17 protein-coding genes are annotated in these 16,755 nt (G+C 72.4%); 9 read left to right on the top strand and 8 right to left on the bottom strand.

Annotated elements, in window-relative coordinates; all coding sequences use genetic code 11:
- Positions 1-116 precede the first annotated feature (116 nt).
- The 6 genes from ABT137_RS45325 to ABT137_RS45300 all read left to right on the top strand — a co-directional run bounded on the left by ABT137_RS45325 (position 117) and on the right by ABT137_RS45300 (position 7,119).
- Positions 117-1,082, top strand: a complete 966-nt coding sequence (locus tag ABT137_RS45325) for a fumarylacetoacetate hydrolase family protein (RefSeq protein ID WP_351718581.1) — start codon at positions 117-119, stop codon at positions 1,080-1,082.
- The gene (locus ABT137_RS45320) at positions 1,079-2,014 is read left to right on the top strand and encodes a VOC family protein (protein ID WP_351718579.1); all 936 of its coding nucleotides are present in this window, start codon (positions 1,079-1,081) and stop codon (positions 2,012-2,014) included. Before ABT137_RS45325 ends, ABT137_RS45320 begins: the two co-directional genes overlap by 4 nt.
- A gap of 29 nt (positions 2,015-2,043) precedes the next feature.
- The gene (gene hisD / locus ABT137_RS45315) at positions 2,044-3,345 is read left to right on the top strand and encodes a histidinol dehydrogenase (RefSeq protein WP_351718576.1); all 1,302 of its coding nucleotides are present in this window, start codon (positions 2,044-2,046) and stop codon (positions 3,343-3,345) included.
- Positions 3,342-4,103 (top strand): SDR family NAD(P)-dependent oxidoreductase, encoded by a 762-nt coding sequence (locus ABT137_RS45310; protein WP_351718574.1) that lies wholly within the window; start codon positions 3,342-3,344, stop codon positions 4,101-4,103. The genes hisD and ABT137_RS45310 overlap by 4 nt, the downstream gene beginning before the upstream one ends.
- Positions 4,104-4,393: 290 nt before the next feature.
- Positions 4,394-6,301, top strand: coding sequence for a hypothetical protein (locus ABT137_RS45305; protein WP_351718572.1), 1,908 nt, complete (start codon positions 4,394-4,396; stop codon positions 6,299-6,301).
- A gap of 68 nt (positions 6,302-6,369) precedes the next feature.
- Entirely contained in the window at positions 6,370-7,119 is a 750-nt protein-coding gene (locus ABT137_RS45300) for a class I SAM-dependent methyltransferase (protein WP_351718569.1), read from the top strand.
- Here the strand turns inward: ABT137_RS45300 and ABT137_RS45295 are convergent.
- The 7 genes from ABT137_RS45295 to ABT137_RS45265 all read right to left on the bottom strand — a co-directional run bounded on the left by ABT137_RS45295 (position 7,089) and on the right by ABT137_RS45265 (position 13,292).
- Positions 7,089-7,832 (bottom strand): GntR family transcriptional regulator, encoded by a 744-nt coding sequence (locus tag ABT137_RS45295; RefSeq protein WP_351718568.1) that lies wholly within the window; start codon positions 7,830-7,832, stop codon positions 7,089-7,091. The genes ABT137_RS45300 and ABT137_RS45295 overlap by 31 nt on opposite strands.
- A gap of 180 nt (positions 7,833-8,012) precedes the next feature.
- Positions 8,013-9,206 carry a serine hydrolase domain-containing protein gene (locus ABT137_RS45290; protein WP_351718566.1) on the bottom strand — a complete coding sequence of 398 codons (1,194 nt, stop codon included), beginning with the start codon at positions 9,204-9,206 and terminating at the stop codon, positions 8,013-8,015.
- Between the two features lie 89 nt (positions 9,207-9,295).
- The gene (locus tag ABT137_RS45285) at positions 9,296-9,700 is read right to left on the bottom strand and encodes a nuclear transport factor 2 family protein (RefSeq protein WP_351718563.1); all 405 of its coding nucleotides are present in this window, start codon (positions 9,698-9,700) and stop codon (positions 9,296-9,298) included.
- A gap of 13 nt (positions 9,701-9,713) precedes the next feature.
- Positions 9,714-10,682 (bottom strand): acetylxylan esterase, encoded by a 969-nt coding sequence (locus tag ABT137_RS45280; protein WP_351718560.1) that lies wholly within the window; start codon positions 10,680-10,682, stop codon positions 9,714-9,716.
- Between the two features lie 321 nt (positions 10,683-11,003).
- Positions 11,004-11,591, bottom strand: a complete 588-nt coding sequence (locus ABT137_RS45275) for an Rv1733c family protein (protein WP_351718557.1) — start codon at positions 11,589-11,591, stop codon at positions 11,004-11,006.
- A 329-nt stretch (positions 11,592-11,920) separates the two neighbouring features.
- Positions 11,921-12,694, bottom strand: coding sequence for a ferredoxin reductase (locus tag ABT137_RS45270; RefSeq protein WP_351718556.1), 774 nt, complete (start codon positions 12,692-12,694; stop codon positions 11,921-11,923).
- Positions 12,687-13,292 carry a sulfite oxidase-like oxidoreductase gene (locus ABT137_RS45265; RefSeq protein ID WP_351718553.1) on the bottom strand — a complete coding sequence of 202 codons (606 nt, stop codon included), beginning with the start codon at positions 13,290-13,292 and terminating at the stop codon, positions 12,687-12,689. Before ABT137_RS45265 ends, ABT137_RS45270 begins: the two co-directional genes overlap by 8 nt.
- Positions 13,293-13,461: 169 nt before the next feature.
- Here ABT137_RS45265 and ABT137_RS45260 point away from each other — a divergent pair, with 169 nt between their 5' ends.
- Both ABT137_RS45260 and ABT137_RS45255 read left to right on the top strand, forming a co-directional pair.
- Complete coding sequence (locus ABT137_RS45260; RefSeq protein WP_351718551.1) at positions 13,462-14,385, top strand: NADP-dependent oxidoreductase; 924 nt, start codon at positions 13,462-13,464, stop codon at positions 14,383-14,385.
- The gene (locus tag ABT137_RS45255) at positions 14,382-15,131 is read left to right on the top strand and encodes a GNAT family N-acetyltransferase (RefSeq protein ID WP_351718548.1); all 750 of its coding nucleotides are present in this window, start codon (positions 14,382-14,384) and stop codon (positions 15,129-15,131) included. The genes ABT137_RS45260 and ABT137_RS45255 overlap by 4 nt, the downstream gene beginning before the upstream one ends.
- Here the strand turns inward: ABT137_RS45255 and ABT137_RS45250 are convergent.
- Positions 15,092-15,493: a MarR family winged helix-turn-helix transcriptional regulator gene (locus ABT137_RS45250; RefSeq protein WP_502984679.1), complete on the bottom strand. Its 402-nt coding sequence runs from the start codon at positions 15,491-15,493 to the stop codon at positions 15,092-15,094. The two genes, ABT137_RS45255 and ABT137_RS45250, sit on opposite strands and share 40 nt — an antisense overlap.
- Before the next feature lie 185 nt (positions 15,494-15,678).
- On the opposite strand from ABT137_RS45250, the gene ABT137_RS45245 reads away from it, so the two are divergent.
- Positions 15,679-16,734, top strand: coding sequence for an ABC-2 transporter permease (locus ABT137_RS45245; protein ID WP_351718543.1), 1,056 nt, complete (start codon positions 15,679-15,681; stop codon positions 16,732-16,734).
- The last annotated feature ends 21 nt before the right edge of the window (positions 16,735-16,755 follow it).

Genomic DNA, 16,755 nt, shown 5'->3' with positions numbered 1-16,755 from the left:
GGAGGCGGGGGACGGGTGCGCAGGCGATGGCAGGCATCGCGAACGGCCATTTCCGCCGACCGGACGCGATGCCTAGCGTCGAAGGCGAGCCCCCACCCGTACGAGGAGAGCCGCCCGTGCCCGAACCTTCCCCCTCCCACGCCGGACCCTTCGCGCTCGGCACCTTCAGCGACGGCGCAGCCGCCTTCCCCGGCCTGGTCGCCGGTACGCGGGTCCGCGACCTCTCCGGCCTGGTCGCGTCGGTACGCGCGCTGGTCGAGGACTGGGACACCTGGCTGCCCCGGCTGCACGAGCTGGCCGCCGCCACCGACGGCGAGTGGCACAACCTGGCCGGCCTGCGGGTCCGGACGCCGCTCGAACCCGGCCAGATCCTGCAGAGCGGCGCCAACTACCGCAAGCACGTGGTCGATCTGGTCGCCGCAGAGAAGGAGAGCGTGCACGGCGCCACCCCCGAGGAGGCCCGCGCCGACGCCGAGCAGATGATGGACGAGCGGATCCGGAGCGGCGTCCCGTACATCTTCCTCGGCTCACCGCGCGCACTGTGCGGGCCGTACGACGACGTCGTGCTGCCGGCGCTCGGCGAACAGCACGACTGGGAGCTCGAACTCGCCCTGGTCATCGGGAAGCCGGGAAAGAACATCCCGGCCGCGGAGGCGATGTCGTACGTCGCCGGCTACACGATCAGCAACGACCTCACCACCCGTGACCGGCTGTACCGGCCCGACCTGAAGGCCATCGGCACCGACTGGTTCACCGCCAAGAACGCCGACACCTTCCTGCCGACCGGGCCGTTCCTGGTCCCCGCGGACTTCGTCGGCGACCCGGGCGACCTGCGGATCACGCTGCGGCACAACGGGGTGGTCCGGCAGGACGAGTCCACCAAGGACATGATCTTCGACATTCCCCGGCTGATCGCCTACGCCTCCACGACCACCACCCTGCGCCCGGGCGACCTGCTGCTCACCGGCTCCCCGGCCGGCAACGGCGCGCACTGGGGGGTCTTCCTCAAGCCCGGCGACGTGATCGACGCGGAGATCACCGGCCTCGGCCACCAGCGCAACACCGTCAGGAGCCACGCATGAGCTTCCAGCCCATCACCCATCTGCGCCATGTCGACCTGGCCGTACCGGACTTCGCCACCCAGCGCGCCTTCTACGGCACCACCTGGAGTCTGACCGAGGTCGCGAACGACAGCGGCATCGCGTTCTTCGCCGCCGAGGGCAGCCCCGAGCAGTACATCGTCCGCATCCGCGAGGACGAGCGGAAGCGGATGGACCTCGTCGCCTTCGGCGCGGTGTCACCGGCGGCCGTCGACGAACTGGCGGTGCGTCTGGGGCGGGCCGGGGTGCAGGTCATCCACGAGCCCCGGGCGCTGGACACCCCGGGCGGCGGTTACGGGCTGCGCTTCTTCGACCCGGACGGGCGGGTCGTCGAGGTCTCCGCGGACGTGGCGACCCGCACCCATCGCAAGATCGAGGAGCGGGAGGCCATCCCGGTGCGGCTCTCGCACTGTGTGGTCAACTCCCAGGACCCGGAGGGGCTCCGCGACTTCTACATCCGGCACCTGGGCTTCCGGCTCACCGACACCCTGTACTCCACGCACATGGGCGACCTCATGTACTTCCTGCGGTGCAGCCCGCTGCACCACTCCTTCGCCATCGCGCGCGGCCCCCATGTGTCGCTGCACCACGCCTCGTTCGAGATGCGGGGGGTGGAGGAGTACATGCGCGGCACCGGGCGTGCCCTGCGCGCCGGGACCCGGCTCACCTGGGGTCCGGGACGCCACCTGGCGGGCGACAACACCTTCTCGTACTTCCACGACCCGCACGGCAACACCGTCGAGTACACCACCGAACTGGCCGTCCTCGAAGAGGACCTGTGGCACCCCGGCCGGCACGACGTGGACGACCCGATCACCCAGGACCAGTGGGGGACCGCCGACCCGATGAGCGAGTCGGTCGCCAAGGAGCAGTTCAACGACCCCGACGTGCTCTTCGAAGCGCCCCCGGTGTAACCCCGATCCTTCCGAGAAAGGCCGCAGTTGTGGCAGAGATCCTGAAGCACGCCGTGCCCCGGGCCGAGGTGGCCGCCTCCCTCGACCAGGTGCGTGAGACGGTGACCGGTGTCATCGCGGACATCCGCGAGCGCGGTGACGCGGCCGTCCGCGAGTACTCCGAGAAGTTCGACAGGTGGAGCCCCGACTCCTTCCGACTGGGCGCGGAGGAGGTCGAGAAGATCGTCGCCTCGGTGCCGCAGCAGGTCATCGACGACATCAGGTTCGTCCAGGAGCAGGTCCGCACCTTCGCCCGCCACCAGCTCGACTCGATGGGCGAGTTCGAGGTGGAGACGCTGCCGGGCGTGAAGCTCGGCCAGAAACACATCCCGGTACAGGCGGCCGGTGCCTACATCCCCGGCGGCCGCTACCCGCTCACCGCCTCCGCCCACATGACCATCGTCACCGCCAAGGTGGCGGGCGTACCGCGCGTGGTCGCCTGCACCCCGCCCATCCACGGCGAGATCCCCGCCGCCACCGTCGCCGCCATGCACCTCGCCGGCGCCGACGAGATCTGGCTGCTCGGCGGCGTCCAGGCGGTCGCCGCGATGGCCGTGGGCACCGACACCATGGTGCCGGTCAACCTCATCGCGGGCCCCGGCAACGCCTACATCGCCGAGGCCAAGCGCCAGCTCTTCGGCGAGATCGGCATCGACCTGTTCGCCGGCCCCACGGAGATCCTGGTCCTCGCCGACGACCGGGCCGACCCGTTCGTCTGCGCGGTCGACCTGCTCTCCCAGGCCGAGCACGGCCCGGACTCCCCGGCGGTCCTGATCACCACCTCCCGCGAGGTCGCCGAGCAGACCATCGCCGAAGTCGAGCGCCTCCTGCCCGGCATGCCCACCCGCGACTACGCGGAGCCCGCCTGGCGCAACCACGGCCAGGTGCACGTGGTCGGCTCGATCGACGAACTGTACGAACTCGCCGACGCGTTCGCCTTCGAACACGTCGAGGTGCTGACCGCCGAGCCCCGCCTCGCGCTGGAGCGGATGACCCAGTACGGCGCCCTGTTCCTCGGCGAGGGCACCTGTGTGTCGTTCGGCGACAAGGTCATCGGCACGAACCATGTGCTGCCCACACGTGGTGCCGCCCGCTACACCGGCGGCCTGTGGGTGGGGAAGTACCTCAAGACGGTCACCTACCAGGAGGTCACCGACACCGCCTCGCAGGCCCTGCTCGGACGCTTGTGCGGGCGCGCCTCCCGGGTCGAGCTGTTCGAGGGCCACGCCCGCTCGGGCGACGTACGGGCCGCGAGGGCCGCGGGCGATGCGCTGCCGTGGAACGAAGCGTGAGCCTGGACGGCCGTACGGCCCTGGTCACCGGCGGGGGAGGCCCGCTCGGCCGGGCCTTCGCGCTGGCGCTCGCCGACGCCGGGGCCCGGGTGATCCTGGTCGGCCGGAACGAGCGGGCCCTCGCGGAGGCCGCGGCCAAGGTCGGCGAGACGGCCCGCACGGCGGTGTGCGACGTCTCCGACCCCGCTGCCGTGCGCGCGCTGGCCGTCCAACTCTTCGACGAGGACGTGTCGTTGCTCGTCAACAACGCGGGCGTCGCGGGACCGGTGCGGCCGCTCGTCGACATAGAACCCGGCGAGTGGGACGACGTGTTCGCCGCCAACGTACGCGGCGTCTATCTCATGTGCCGGGCCTTCCTGCCGCCCATGCTCGCCGCCGGACGGGGCGACATCGTCAACGTCGCCTCGGTCAGCGGCAAACGGCCGCTGCTCAACCGTACGCCGTACACCGCCTCCAAGATGGCGCTGATCGGCCTCACCCGGACGCTGGCCGGCGAGGTGGGCCCGCACGGCGTCGCGGTCAACTCCCTCTCCCCGGGCCCGGTCCGGGGACCCCGCATGGACCGCAACTTCCGGCTCACCGCCGAACTCACCGGCTGCACCGCCGAGGAGGCGGAACGGGACTTCGCCTCCCGGGCCGCGCTCGGGCGGCTGGTGGAGGAGGACGAGGTCGCGCGGGCGCTGGTTGCCATGCTCGCGATGCCGGGACTGTGCGGGGCGGACATCGACCTGTCGGCGGGGATGATCGCCCCGGCATAGGCACGTGGTCGAGAACGGCGAGGTGAACGGCGCGCGGGCCGTCCACCTCGCCGTCGTGCGTGCCCGCCGCCGGGGACTGTGGCCACTCTGTGTGATCGCCATGAAGTGGGCTGCACGATCGAAGGCATCGGGTTCCGGGATGCGTGTGCGCAATGCCTGTCCCGGGTTTCCCAGGGCTGATTCACTCCCACCTGCGCACCTCAGGTGCTTTCGTCGCCTTGGTTTCGACGGGCGACTCGTAACTCTGCGCGACGCTGCACTCGCGCACTCCACCCGTGGAAAGGCCCGCAATGACGCTGACATCCCGACGCTCGTTCCTGATCGCCGGTTCCGCCACGGCAGCGGCCGTGCTCGTTCCGGTCGCCGCCGGCACCGCCACCGCCGCGCCGAAGGCGTCGGGCAGGACGATCTCCGTCGCCGCGGGGGAGACCTACGAACTCGCCGCGACCACCCAGGTCAGCCAGTTGACCATCGGGGACGGCGGAAAGATCGTCGCCCCGGACGGGTACGACATCAGCCTCACCGTCGACGGCGTGGAGACCGGCCAGCTGCTCACCGCGACCGGCGCCACCGGGACCCTCATCCAGGCCGGCACCTACCGGGGTGACGTCGTCCTCACGGTCGCCGAGTCCAACGACGTCACCTACCAGACGCTGACCTTCCCGTTCCGGCAGGCCCTGTACGTCGGTTCCGACGGGGTCGACTCCGCCAAGTCCGTGCTCTCCGCCGTACGCGGCGGCAAGGTCACCGACACGGCCGCCCGGAACGTGTCCATCGCCTCCACCGGCGAGTGCTTCAACGGCGTGTACGTCGAGAGCGGCAGCTACACCCTGCAGAGCCCCACCATCACCCTCGACGGCAACGGGCGCTCGGACTTCGCCGGGTACGGCGCGGCCGTGGTCGGCGACGGCTCGGCGACCAAACTGGTCGTGGACGGCGCCCGGGTCAGCACCAAGGGTGTGGTCCGTACGACCGTCATCGCCGACGGCGGTGCCAACGTCCTCGTCAAGGACTCCTTCCTGCGCGCCCGCAACGGCGTCCTGCCCGCCGACTACCAGGCCACCGTCGAGACCCCGTACATGGAGTCGGTGCCCTGGATGCTGGGCCTGGACGGCAACGTCCGCGCCACCAACCTGATCGGCGCGGGCAGCATCGCCACCTACCTCAACTCGACCGTGTTCTCGGAGACCTGGGGCGCGCTGTCGGTCGAGGGCGGCAGCGGCCTGAAGCTGACCGCGATCAACAGCCACGTCGGCAACACCGGCGACTACGGCTACGGCACCTACGCCATCGGTGACGCCACGGTCCGCGTGCTCGGCTCCCGCTTCGACGTCGGCTCCTACGCGACGATCATCGCCGGGCCGGCCGCCGTCGTGCACTACGGCGACAGCACCCGCGACGCGGTCGCCGCCCTCAACACCGAGCTGGAACTCGGCCTGTCCAACGCCGAGTTGCAGAGCATCCCGGAGCGCAGCACGGTGGTGAACTCCGGTCACTTCGGCTACATGTTCTTCGGCGCCGGTCAACTCACCCTGGACGGCGGCACCGTCGTCAACTCCGAGCGGGCCACCTTCCTCAACAAGGGCCAGCAGACCACGATTTCGGTGGACGGTTCGCAGGGTGCCCGGCTCAACCCGCGGGACGGCGTCATCCTGCAGATGATCGAGCTGGACGACCCGGGCCCGGTCAACGTCAACGGCAAGATGATGAACGTCGGGGTCTACACCGAGCCCACCACCGACCCGGTGAAGAACTCCTCGTTCGACGTCACCGCCGTCCACTCCACCGACGGCGCCGCCACCTTCAGCTCCATCCGGCTGCAGGGCGACTTCTACAACGGCATGCGCAACGGCAAGAACATGGTCCTCACCTTCGAGGACTCCCGTGTCGAGGGCGTCATCTCGGCGACGAAGGCCAAGCACCGGGTCTCCTCGATCGACTCCTCCACCTTCTACGAGCTGGGCATCGTCACCAACACCGCGCAGGCCGCCGTCAACAACGGCGTGGTGGTGAAGCTGAACAGCGGCTCGACGTGGACGGTCACCGGGACGTCGTACCTGACCAGCCTCACCCTCGCGGCCGACGCGGCTGTGCGGGCGCCGCGCGGCAGGACCGTGAAGCTGACGGTCGGCGGCATCGAGACGGCGATCACCGCGGGCTCCACCTACACGGGCGCCCTCACGCTCACGGTGGCGTGACACCGGACGGCGCGGGCGTGGCCCCCGCTGGGCCGCGCCCGCGCCGTGTGCTCCCGTAAGCTGGCCGGATGTTCAGCCCCGAAGGCCCGAGCCTCCGTGAACTCACCGTCCAGGCGCTGTCCTCGGTAGAGCGCGGCTACGACCTGCTGGCCCCGAAGTTCGACCACACCCCCTTCCGGACACCCGACCCGGTCCTCGACGCGGTCGCGAAGGCGCTCACCCCGCTCGGTCCGTTCGAGGACGGTCTCGACCTGTGCTGCGGGACGGGAGCCGGTACCCAGGTGCTGGCCCAGGTGTGCCGGCGCAGCGTCACCGGGGTCGACTTCAGTGCCGGCATGCTGGAGATCGCCCGCCGGCAGTCCCCGCCCGAGGGCCCGGACGTCACCTACGTGCGTGGCGACGCCCGGGCCCTGCCGTTCGGGCCCGGCTTCGACCTGGTCGTCAGCTTCGGGGCGTTCGGTCACTTCCTGCCCAGGGAGCTGCCCGGCCTCTTCGACCAGGTCCACGCGGTGCTGCGACCGGGCGGCACCTTCGCCTTCCCGGTGCTCGCGCCGCCGCGGCCCACCAGCCCCGGGTTCTGGATGCTGCTGGGCTTCGACGCCGTGATGCGGGTCCGCAACGCCCTCTGGCGGCCCCCGTTCGTCATGTACTACCGGGCCTTCCGACTCCGCGACGTGCTGGCGGAGTTGGCGCGGGCGGGGTTCGGCACGGACCTGTACCCGCTGCCCGAGTTCGGCGAGCGCGAGGACGGCAGCCCCCGCGCCCGGCTGGTCGTGGCCCGTCGCGGTCAGCCCGCGGCAGGCACCGTGAACTCGTAGACCAGCGCGTCCTGCTGGGCGTCCACCACCAGGTCGGTGATCTCCAGCGGGCGAGCGTACTGGTCGTGCACCCGGCGGGTCACCCGCACCGAGGACGCGTCCGCGACCTGGGTGATGGAGTCCCGGTGGTGCAGGGTGAGGCCCGCCTTGCGCATCCAGTCGTAGGCCCGGCGCAGCTGTGCGGCGGCACAGCCGTCGGCCCGGTCCCGGTAGCGGCCCAGTTCCTCGACCTCGGTCAGGGCCACCGCCGAGAACGAGGTCACGGCGGTGCGCAGGGCGTGGCCGTCGGGGGAGGCGGACTCATAACGGTGCACCAGGGTCGGCCGGTGCGGGGCCAGCCCGAGCGCCGCCGCGTGCTCGGGCGGTGGCTCCTCCCAGGTCACCGTGGCCCGGTCGACCGCGCCGTGCTCCGTGGGCCCGGCGCCCACCGGAAAGGCCAGGGAGACCGGGCTCTCCACCGGACGGCCGTGCAGCGTCGCGTGACTGCCCCGTCGGTCGGTGGCCACCAGTCCGCTGTGCCGCAGCACCTCCAGCGCCTGCCGGACGGTCTCCCGGCTGACTCCGAAGTGCCGCGCCAACTGCCGTTCCGCCGGCAGCCGTTCCCCGGGCGGCAGGGTGCCGTCGCGCAGTTCGCCCAGGAGTTGTGTCGCGATCCGCCAGTACAGGGGCTGCCCTTCGTTCTCGGAGTGGTCGTGGGGGGTGGTGCGGGCCATGCCGCGCCTCCTGTGGGTGACAGGGCTTGGTCACCGGGCACGCGGACAGGCGTGCTGACGCCTGCCGGCGGGCCCGATGACAAGACGTAGCCGTGCGGGTTCGTTCCGCGACCACATCTAGCATTGGTCTAAACCATCAGGGAAGAGCGGCCGCCGGGTTCGGCCGAAACCGTGCGGGCCTCACAGACTCGCGTAAACGGCGTTGACCAGCGCTGTCTTCCGCGGGTCGTCGGCGATCCGCGGTCCCATGCGGTTCATGACGTATCCGAGGGAGATCCCCGCTTCCGGGTCGGCCAACCCGCAGGAGCCGCCGAACCCGTCGTGCCCGAAGGCGCGCGGATTCGGCCCGTACGAGCCGTTCGGTCCGCTCAGCCAGAGTCCGAGCCCGATCTCGGTCTCGTGCTCGAAACCCGCCCCCAGCACCAGGTCGCGGCAGCTGCCCTGGCCCTCCCGCACCCGCTCGGCCGCCTCCGGCGACAGCACGCGCAGCCCGCCGTACTCGCCCCGGCCCGCGAACACCCCGTACAGCGCCGCGACCGCCCGGGCCGTGCCGTGCCCGTTGGCCGCCGGGATCTCGGCCGCCCGCCACTCGGGGGTGTTCGCCGCGGTCGCGCCCACGCCCGGGTTGGCCAGGGCGGCGACCGCGGCGGGCGCCAGCTGGCTGAAGATCGCGGCCTGTTCGCTGTCCGACACGCCCCGGGGATGCACCAGCTCGGCCGCCCGGCCCGATTCCTTCTCCGGCAGCCCGACGGTGAAGTCGACCCCCAGCGGCCCGGTGACCTCCCGTTCCAGGAACGCCCCGGGCAGCAGTCCCGACACCCGCCGCACCACCTCGCCGACCAGAAAGCCGTAGCTGAGCGCGTGATACCCGGATCGGGTCCCCGGCTCCCACCAGGGCTCCGTCGCCGCCAGTCGCGCGGTCGTCAGCTCCCAGTCGTACAGGTCCTGGAGCGAGTGCGGCTCGCGCAGCCCGGACAGCCCGGCCCGGTGCGAGAGCAGGTGACGGACCAGGACCCGCTCCTTGCCGGCCGCCGCGAACTCGGGCCAGTAGTCCGCCACCGGCGCGTCGAGGTCGAGCAGCCCCCGGTCGGCCAGGATGTGCGCACACAGGGCCACCGGGCCCTTGGTGGTGGACCAGACGTTGACCACGGTGTCCCGTTCCCACGGCCGGCTGTGCGCCGGATCGGCCCAGCCGCCCCACAGGTCCACCACCGTCTCGCCGCCGACCGTCACCGCGACGGCGGCGCCCAGCTCCTCCCGGTCCCGGAAGTTCTCCTCGAACGCCTCCCGCACCGCCGCGAAACGCGGATCGCAGTGACCGTGGACCTGCGGCTGCTGGGGCTGGGGCTGGGGCTGTGACTCGTGCTCGGACATGCGCCCTCCGTCGTACGCCGGAAAACCCGGACCGCGACGCTGCGGCCCGGGCATCCCGAACGTACCGACTGGTCGGACTGGAGGGAAGGTCAGAGGAGGAAGAGTCCCCCGGCCGGCTCCTGGTGCCCCTCCGCGGTGTGCCAGTAGTCGCGGGACTCCACCGCGAGGCCCCGCGCGTCGAAGCGCACGAACACGCACCCCGCCAGCGTGGCCGCCGTACCCCCTTCCTCCGACCGCACCCGGAACTCCGCCGCCGCGACCCCGTCCGGGCCCACCAGCGGCGCCGAGAAGCGGACGTCCGTCACCCGTTCCGCCTCGAACGACCAGCGCAGATAGGCGGCGAGTTCGTCCCGCCCCCGGTGCGGGGCGCGGAACGGCATCGAGCGGTGCACGCAGTCCTCGGCGTACAGGGCGAGCAGCGCATCCACGTCGTGCGCGGCCCAGCCCCGCTCCCAGACCCGGACGAACCGCTCGGCGGCCTCCCGCGTGTCCATCTCCGCCGCCTCCTCAGACGTACGAGCGCAGCCAGCGCGCCTTCGCCGCCTCGTGGTACGGGCCGCCGCCCTCGTGGTCGTTGAAGTCGTACACCTCGATCGTCTTGTCCTCGTGCGCCCAGGAGTTGAAGGCCGCGTAGACCGTGGAGGGCGGACAGGTCTGGTCCTCCAGGGCCGCAGAGAACAGCGCCGGGGCGCGGCCGCGCGCCGCGAAGTGCACCCCGTCGAAGTAGGAGAGGGTGCGCTGCACGTCCGCCGAGCGGCCGCGGTGGGTCTTGAGGAACAGGGCGATCTCCCGGTACGGGTGACGGTCCGTCAGGGTGGTTGCCCGCGGGAAGTCGCACAGGAACGGCACGTCCGGCGCGACCGCCACCAGGTCCGGGACCAGACCGCCGACCGCGATGGTGATCCCGCCGCCCTGGCTGGCGCCGAGCACCGCGGTCCGCGTCGCGTCGGTCAGCGGATGCGAACGGGCCGCCTCCACCGCGCGGACCGCGTCCGTGAACACCCTGCGGTAGTAGTAGTTCTCGGGCGCGTCGATGCCACGGGTCATGAACCCGGGGTACGCCGGCGCACTGCCCACCGGGTCCGCGGTGCCGCCCCCGCCGCCCCAGGCGCTGCCCTGGCCGCGGGTGTCCATCGTGAAGTGCGCCCGTCCCGTCGACGCCCAGAGCAGGTTCTCGTGCGCCAGCCCGCGCCCGCCGCCGTACCCGACGAACTCCACGACCAGCGGCAGCGGCTCGGTGGTGCCGGCCGGCAGCCGCAGCCAGCCCTTGACCGGGTGGCCGCCGAACCCGGCGAACGTCACGTCGTAGACGTCGACCGTGGACAGCCCGGCGTCGACCGGCTCGAAACGGGCGTCGAGACCGTGCTCGCGCGTTTCCTGGAGCGTCCTGGACCAGAAGGCGTCGAAGTCGTCGGGCGCCACCGACGCACTGCGGTGTTCCCGAAGCTCGTCGAGGGGGAGGTCGAACAGGGCCATCAACAACCGCCTTGGAGAAGGGTAGGTGCGGATGATCACACCGTACGTGGGTGATCCGATGAATCGCCAGGCCTCTGCACAGTCCGAAAACTGCGAAAAGCATCTGCCGTCAGCTGTGGAGCTGCTGGTCAGGGATGCCGGGCGGCCGGTCGTGGACGGCAGGCGGAAGAACCCCGGGCGACCGGGTGGCCGGGGCGGGTGGTCGGGTCACCTCGGTCGCAGCGGCGAGCGCCGAGCCTGAGGCCCGGGTGTGGGCGAGGGCGGTGGCGGGACGAGGGCGGTGGCCCGGGCCGGTCGACGCGGGCAGCCCGGGCAGGCGTCTCAGGCGCGGCCACGGGTCCAGTCCGGTCCGGTGCGGGCCCACTCCTGCTCCCACTCGGCGAGCCGGTGGCGCAGCGCCACCCGGCGCACGACGCCGTGGCCGAGCAGTACCACGGCCGCCGCGCCGCTCGCCCCGCACAGGCCCACGGTGACCGTGTGCTGCCAGACGGCGACCTCGTCGGGCGGCGGGGCGACCCCGTGCCCCTGCCGGTCGAACCACACGTCCACCACGTCACCGGTCCGGGTCCCCGCCGGCACCCGGGCCGACGCGGTCTTCGTCCCCTCGCCGGGCACGGTCCAGCGGACATTCGTCTGGTAGGCGTGCGCCCGGTCGCCGCCCTGCACCGACGGCAGCTGCTCCGGGGTGCCGCCGACGACCACGGCCCGCACCATGTGCCGCTCGGCCCGCTCCACCGCCGCCACCGACCGCGCCTGCTCATGGGCCCAGAGCCCCGCCACCGCACCCACCAGGGGTGCCCCCACGCACAGCAGGACCGCGACGGCGAGCGCGATCCACGCCTCCACCATGTCGGACTTGCGCCGCAGCGGGTTCTGCCGCCAGCGCCAGCCACGCACCCGGGTACGCATGTCGACCTCCTCGCCGCCACAAGAGCCGGAGGGCCGGACAGCCGGTCCGCAGCTCCCAGCGTGCCCCCGCTCGCATGCGAGCGTCCACACGGGGACTGGTACCCCGTTCGGAGCACCTCGCCCACCGTCCGGAGGTACGGGTGCGGGACCGGCTGAAGCACGGGTTCCGGCGCGCGCCGCCCGCCCGTCCCGGCGCCCCCGGGACCCACTGACCGCACGCCCCCGGACCGCATGTCCGGAGCCGAACGCCCCGGCTCTGCAAGCCCCGCCCCGGCTCCGCGCACCGGTCCTGTGCTGCCCGGCCGGTCGGCCGCCCGGGGCGCCGCGGCTCAGCCGAACCGCTCGATGCGGATCCGGTCCACCGGTTGTCCGGCCGCCACGAGCAGCCGTGAGGCGTGCTCCGCGAACCCGTTGGAGCCGCACACATAGGCCTCCCACCCACCCTCGGGCTGCGCGGCCAGGAGCGGGGCCACATGTGAGGCGGACATACGTCCCACCGGGACACCCTGGGGTGCGGCGCGGGTGAACACGGTCGTGGTCTCGGTGCCCAGCTCCCGCGCGTAGATCAGCTCCTCGGGGGAGCGTGCCGACACCACCATGCGCAGCGGCACGTCCAGGGCCCGGATCCGGTGGTGCCGGACCATCGACATCAGCGGTACGACCCCGGAACCGGCACCGACCAGCAGCGCGGGCCGGTCGCCCGGCCAGGCGAAGAAGCCGCTCAGCGGACCGCGCACCTCGACGGTGTCACCGGGCCGGGCCACCGTGTGGAACCAGCCGGAGACCTCGCCGCCCGGGACGTGGTCCAGCGTCAGCTCGATGTGCCCGGCGTCGTCCGGCGGGGAGGCGAGGGAGTAGTGGCGCTGGGCCGTGTAGCCGTCCGCGGCGGTCAGCCGCAGCATCAGGTGCTGCCCCGGCAGATGCCCCGCCCAGGCCGGCACCGCGAACCGGAAGGTCGCCGCGTGCGGGGTCTCGCGCCGTATCCCGGTGAGCGTGGCCGTCTGCCACACCGCCGCGGCCTGACCGCCGACCTCGATGCGCCCGGGCACCGCGAAGCGCGTCGGGGGAGCGAAGGCAGTCCCGGTGGTCGTCGTCTCAGTCACCGGCGTACCTCTGCTCCTGCCACGGGTTGCCCCGCGCGTGGTAGCCGTTGCGCTCCCAGAAGCCCGGCTCGTCGTGGTCGAGGAGGGTGATGCCGGCGATCCACTTGGCGCTCTTCCAGAAATACAGGTGGGGCACCAGCAGCCGTGCCGGGCCGCCGTGTTCGGCGGGCAGCGGCTCACCCTCGTACTCGAAGGCGATCCAGGCCCGCCCGCCGGTGAGGTCCGCGAGCGGCAGGTTGGCGGTGTAGCCCGTGTGCGAGTAGGCGACGGCATGTGTGGCGGAACCATGTGGGCGCACCACATCGAAGAACGCGTCCAGTGAGACGCCGCCGAATCGGACCCCGAACTTCGACCAGCTGGTCACGCAGTGGATGGCACCCTCGTAGGCCGACGCGGGCAGCGCCTGCGCCGCGTCCCAGTCCCAGGTGCGCGGCTCGGTCACCAGACCGTCGATGCGGAACGACCAGTCGGCCGGCGCCAGCTCCGGCGTCACCTCGGCGGACAGCACCGGCCAGTCCTCGCCCGTGTCGTACTGGCCGGGCGGCAGACCGGCGTTGTGGACACGGGGGCGGCCGGCGAAGCCTCGGGTGACGTTCATGCTTCAACCGTACGACGTCCGATCGGGTGCTCCCGCCCTGGTCAGGCCCCCGATCATTGCGGCCGTATGAACGATCCGCGGGTGCGGGAATAGCCGCCCCGTGCCCGTCCTTGCCGCTGAGTGCGGCTGCCGGGACACCGGTGACAGCACCAGAGAGCGAGGAAACACGATGCCCAAGGCGTACGTCTACACCAGGCACGGCGGGCCCGAGACCGAGGCCTTCGCCGAGCTGGACCGGCCGGTTCCCGGTCCCGGTGAACTGCTGATCGCGGTCCGCGCGGCGGGAGTCAACCCCGTCGACTGGAAGCTGCGGAACGGCTTCCGCCGCCCCGGCGAGGGGGAGGCGCGCTTCCCGGTCGTCCTCGGCAGCGAGGCCGCCGGTGTGGTCGAGGAGACCGGCGAGGGCGTGACCGGCTTCGCGGTCGGCGACGAGGTCTTCGGCAACACGCCCGGCGGTGCGTTCGCCGAGTACGCCCTGCTGACGGCGTCCGTGACCGCGCACAAGCCCGCCGCGCTGTCCTTCGCCGACGCCGCCACCCTGCCGGTCGCCGGAGCCACCGCCTACGACGGCGTGCGCCAGCTCGACCTGCCCGAGGGCGCGACCCTGCTGGTCACCGGTGCGGGCGGGGGAGTCGGCGCGGCGGCCCTGCAGATCGCCCACGCCTGGGGCCTGTGGGTGGTCGGCGTGGCGAGCGAGGGCAAGAAGGACCTCGTGGAGTCGCTGGGCGCCGTGCACGTGCCCTCCGGCCCGGGGCTGGCCGACCGGGTGCGGGCGGCCGCGCCCCAGGGCGTGGACGGCGTCTACGACCTGGTCGGCGGCGAGGTGCTCGCCGAGGCCGCCGGACTGCTCGCGGACCGCACCAAGCTGATCACGGCGGGCGCCCCGCCGGAGACCGTCGCCGCGCTGGGCGGGGCCCGGGTGGAACGCGCCCGCACCGCTGCGGTCCTGGACGAGGTCGCCGAGCTGGTCGTGGCCGGTGAACTCGACCCGCATGTCTCGGGGACCTTCCCGCTGGAGAAGGCCGACGAGGCGCTGCGCGCCGTCGAGGACGGGCACGCCCTCGGCAAGATCGTGATCGAGGTCGCCGAATGAGCGTCCCGAACGCCCGCGAGGGCGCTCCGCACGTCCTGGACAACCCCGCCCGCGCCTCGCTCACCGGCCCGCACGTCCTCTTCGCCGAGCGGCGCGGCCGGATCCTGCGCTATCCCGTCGACGTCTCCCCGTGGCTGGCGCTGCCCGACGATCCCGACGCCGACGACTGGGCGGACCTCGCCGCCCTGGCCGGCCCCGGCGCGGAGGTCCCGCTGCCCGGCTACCGCGGTGAGCTCCCGGAGGGCTGGGAGCTCACGATGAACATCGCGGGCGTACAGCTGGTGGACGAGGGCATGGACGCCGTGCCGGAGCCGGCCGCGGTCCGGCTCGGACCGGCCGACGTACCCGAGATCCTCGACCTGGTCGAGCGCACCCGCCCCGGCCCGTTCCTGCCCCGCACCATCGAACTCGGCACCTACCTGGGCATCCGGCGCGAGGGCAGGCTGATCGCGATGGCGGGGGAGCGGCTGCACCCGCCGGGCTGGACCGAGATCAGCGCGGTCTGCACCGACCCGGCCCACCGCGGCGAGGGCCTCGCGACCCGGCTCATCCGCGCGGTCGCGTACGGCATCCGGGAGCGCGGCGAGACGCCCTTCCTGCACACCGGCGCCGAGAACACCACCGCCATCCGGCTGTACGAGTCGCTCGGCTTCCGCCTGCGCCGCCGTACCGCCTTCGTCGCGGCCAGGGTGCCGGAGCAGCTCGGTCAGTCGTCGGCGGAGCCCGCCGGGGTACCGGCGTTGTAGCGCTCCAGGTATCCGGCGAACCTGACCAGGTCCGCCTCCGGCCAGTCCGCCAGCCGCTCCCGGAAGGCGGCCCGGCGGCTCCGCGTGACCTGCGCCAGGATCTCCTCTCCCGCCTCCGTCAGATGCAGCACCTGGACCCGGTGGTCCTCCGGGTCCAGACGCCGCTCGACGAGCCCCGCACGCTCCAGCGCCGCCACCTGCCGGCTGACCGTCGACTTGTCCAGCGCGTAGTGCGCGGCCAGGTCGGTGGCCCGGCAGCCGCCGCGCTCCTCCAGATGCCCGAGCAGCGTGTACGACACCAGCGACAGCTCGGGGTGCATGCGCCCGGCCGACGCCCGGGCCCGGCGCGCGAACGTCGTCATCTCGCGCTGGATGGTCTCCACTGCCGTCTCCGCCGTAGTCACGGGAACACCTTCGACGGCCGCGCCTTCCACGGCAACGTCCTCATGGGAATGCCTCCTCCGACGATCTAGTTGTATACTACAACTTGCTCGTGAGTTGTATAAGCCAACCAGTTTGGCCCGGAAGGTTCTGGAGGTCGTACGCGATGAGGTCACCGGCCCTGCGCCATGTGCTCACGCACCTGATCACCCCGCTACTGATGTGCCTGGGCATGGGGCTCGCCTACATGGGCGCGTTCGTCCACCCGGAGCCGAACCACATGCCGGTGGCCGTGGTCGGCGCCGGACCGGAAGCGAAGGTGTTGGCGCAGACCATCAAGGACACCGCCGGCGACAAGCTCGACGTCCGTACCGTCCCCACCCGCGCCGCGGCCGTCGACCTGCTCAGGTCCCGTACCGTGACCGGCGCCTACGTGCCGAGCGCCAAGGCTCCGGAGCTGATCGTCGCCGGCGCCGCCTCCGACATGGGCGCCACGGCCGTCGAGAAGGTCTTCGCCCCGGTCGCCGAGAAGAACGGCGCGGCCCTCAAGGTCACCGATGTCGCCAAGCCGGTCGCCGACGACCCCACCGGACAGGGCCTCTTCTTCCTGCTCATCGCCGTGAGCATCGGCTCCTACGCCTCGGTCGCCGCCCTCGGCGCGGCCGGCGCGGCGCTCCCCATGCGGATACGCGCCCTGCTCGCGCTCGGCGTCTCCGCCGTCGTCAGCGGCATCGGCGCGTTCCTCGCCGGACCGGTGTTCCACCTCGCCCACCACGACCTGGCCGGGGTCTGGGGCATGGCCTGGCTCTACTCCGCCGGCATCCTCCTCATCGGCGTCGGCCTGCACACCTTCCTCAAGCGGTGGACCACGCTGGCCATGATGGTGCTGTTCGTGATGCTCAACTTCACCAGCTCCGGCGGGTTGTTCCGCCCCGAGCTGCAGAACGGCTTCTTCGGCACCCTGCACGCCTTCTGGAACGGCGCCGGCTTCGTCGAGGGCGTCCGCAGCCTGCTGTACTTCGGCAGCGACGGCCTGGGCCGGAACGTGTGGACCCTCGCGGTCTGGCTGCTGGCCGGCCTCGCGGTCACCGCGATCGCCGCGGCCCACGAGCGGGCCAAGGCGGCACCGGCCGCCGCCGTGGTCGTACCGGAGTCTCCCGCCGGACTGACCGACGAGGTGGCGGAAGCCGAGGAGGAGGCCGAGGAGACGGTCGGCGTCTGACCGGCAGGCCGCCCGGTCGGC

The sequence above is a fragment of the Streptomyces sp. NPDC001980 genome, from assembly GCF_040296885.1.
In the GTDB taxonomy this organism is placed as follows: domain Bacteria; phylum Actinomycetota; class Actinomycetes; order Streptomycetales; family Streptomycetaceae; genus Streptomyces.
Note: the sequence above shows the minus strand (reverse complement) of the source record. Positions and strands in the feature narration are given on the sequence as shown.

Bases quoted from the DNA above. Each gene is read 5' to 3' on its own strand.
- ABT137_RS45300 (WP_351718569.1), top strand. From the start codon at position 6,370: ATGTTCAGCCCCGAAGGCCCGAGCCTCCGTGAACTCACCGTCCAGGCG.
- ABT137_RS45290 (WP_351718566.1), bottom strand. From the start codon at position 9,206: ATGTCCGAGCACGAGTCACAGCCCCAGCCCCAGCCCCAGCAGCCGCAG.
- ABT137_RS45245 (WP_351718543.1), top strand. From the start codon at position 15,679: ATGAGGTCACCGGCCCTGCGCCATGTGCTCACGCACCTGATCACCCCG.
- ABT137_RS45255 (WP_351718548.1), top strand. From the start codon at position 14,382: ATGAGCGTCCCGAACGCCCGCGAGGGCGCTCCGCACGTCCTGGACAAC.
- ABT137_RS45250 (WP_502984679.1), bottom strand. From the start codon at position 15,493: ATGACGACGTTCGCGCGCCGGGCCCGGGCGTCGGCCGGGCGCATGCAC.
- ABT137_RS45305 (WP_351718572.1), top strand. From the start codon at position 4,394: ATGACGCTGACATCCCGACGCTCGTTCCTGATCGCCGGTTCCGCCACG.
- ABT137_RS45280 (WP_351718560.1), bottom strand. From the start codon at position 10,682: ATGGCCCTGTTCGACCTCCCCCTCGACGAGCTTCGGGAACACCGCAGT.
- ABT137_RS45320 (WP_351718579.1), top strand. From the start codon at position 1,079: ATGAGCTTCCAGCCCATCACCCATCTGCGCCATGTCGACCTGGCCGTA.
- ABT137_RS45275 (WP_351718557.1), bottom strand. From the start codon at position 11,591: ATGCGTACCCGGGTGCGTGGCTGGCGCTGGCGGCAGAACCCGCTGCGG.
- ABT137_RS45260 (WP_351718551.1), top strand. From the start codon at position 13,462: ATGCCCAAGGCGTACGTCTACACCAGGCACGGCGGGCCCGAGACCGAG.
- ABT137_RS45265 (WP_351718553.1), bottom strand. From the start codon at position 13,292: ATGAACGTCACCCGAGGCTTCGCCGGCCGCCCCCGTGTCCACAACGCC.
- ABT137_RS45295 (WP_351718568.1), bottom strand. From the start codon at position 7,832: ATGGCCCGCACCACCCCCCACGACCACTCCGAGAACGAAGGGCAGCCC.
- ABT137_RS45285 (WP_351718563.1), bottom strand. From the start codon at position 9,700: ATGGACACGCGGGAGGCCGCCGAGCGGTTCGTCCGGGTCTGGGAGCGG.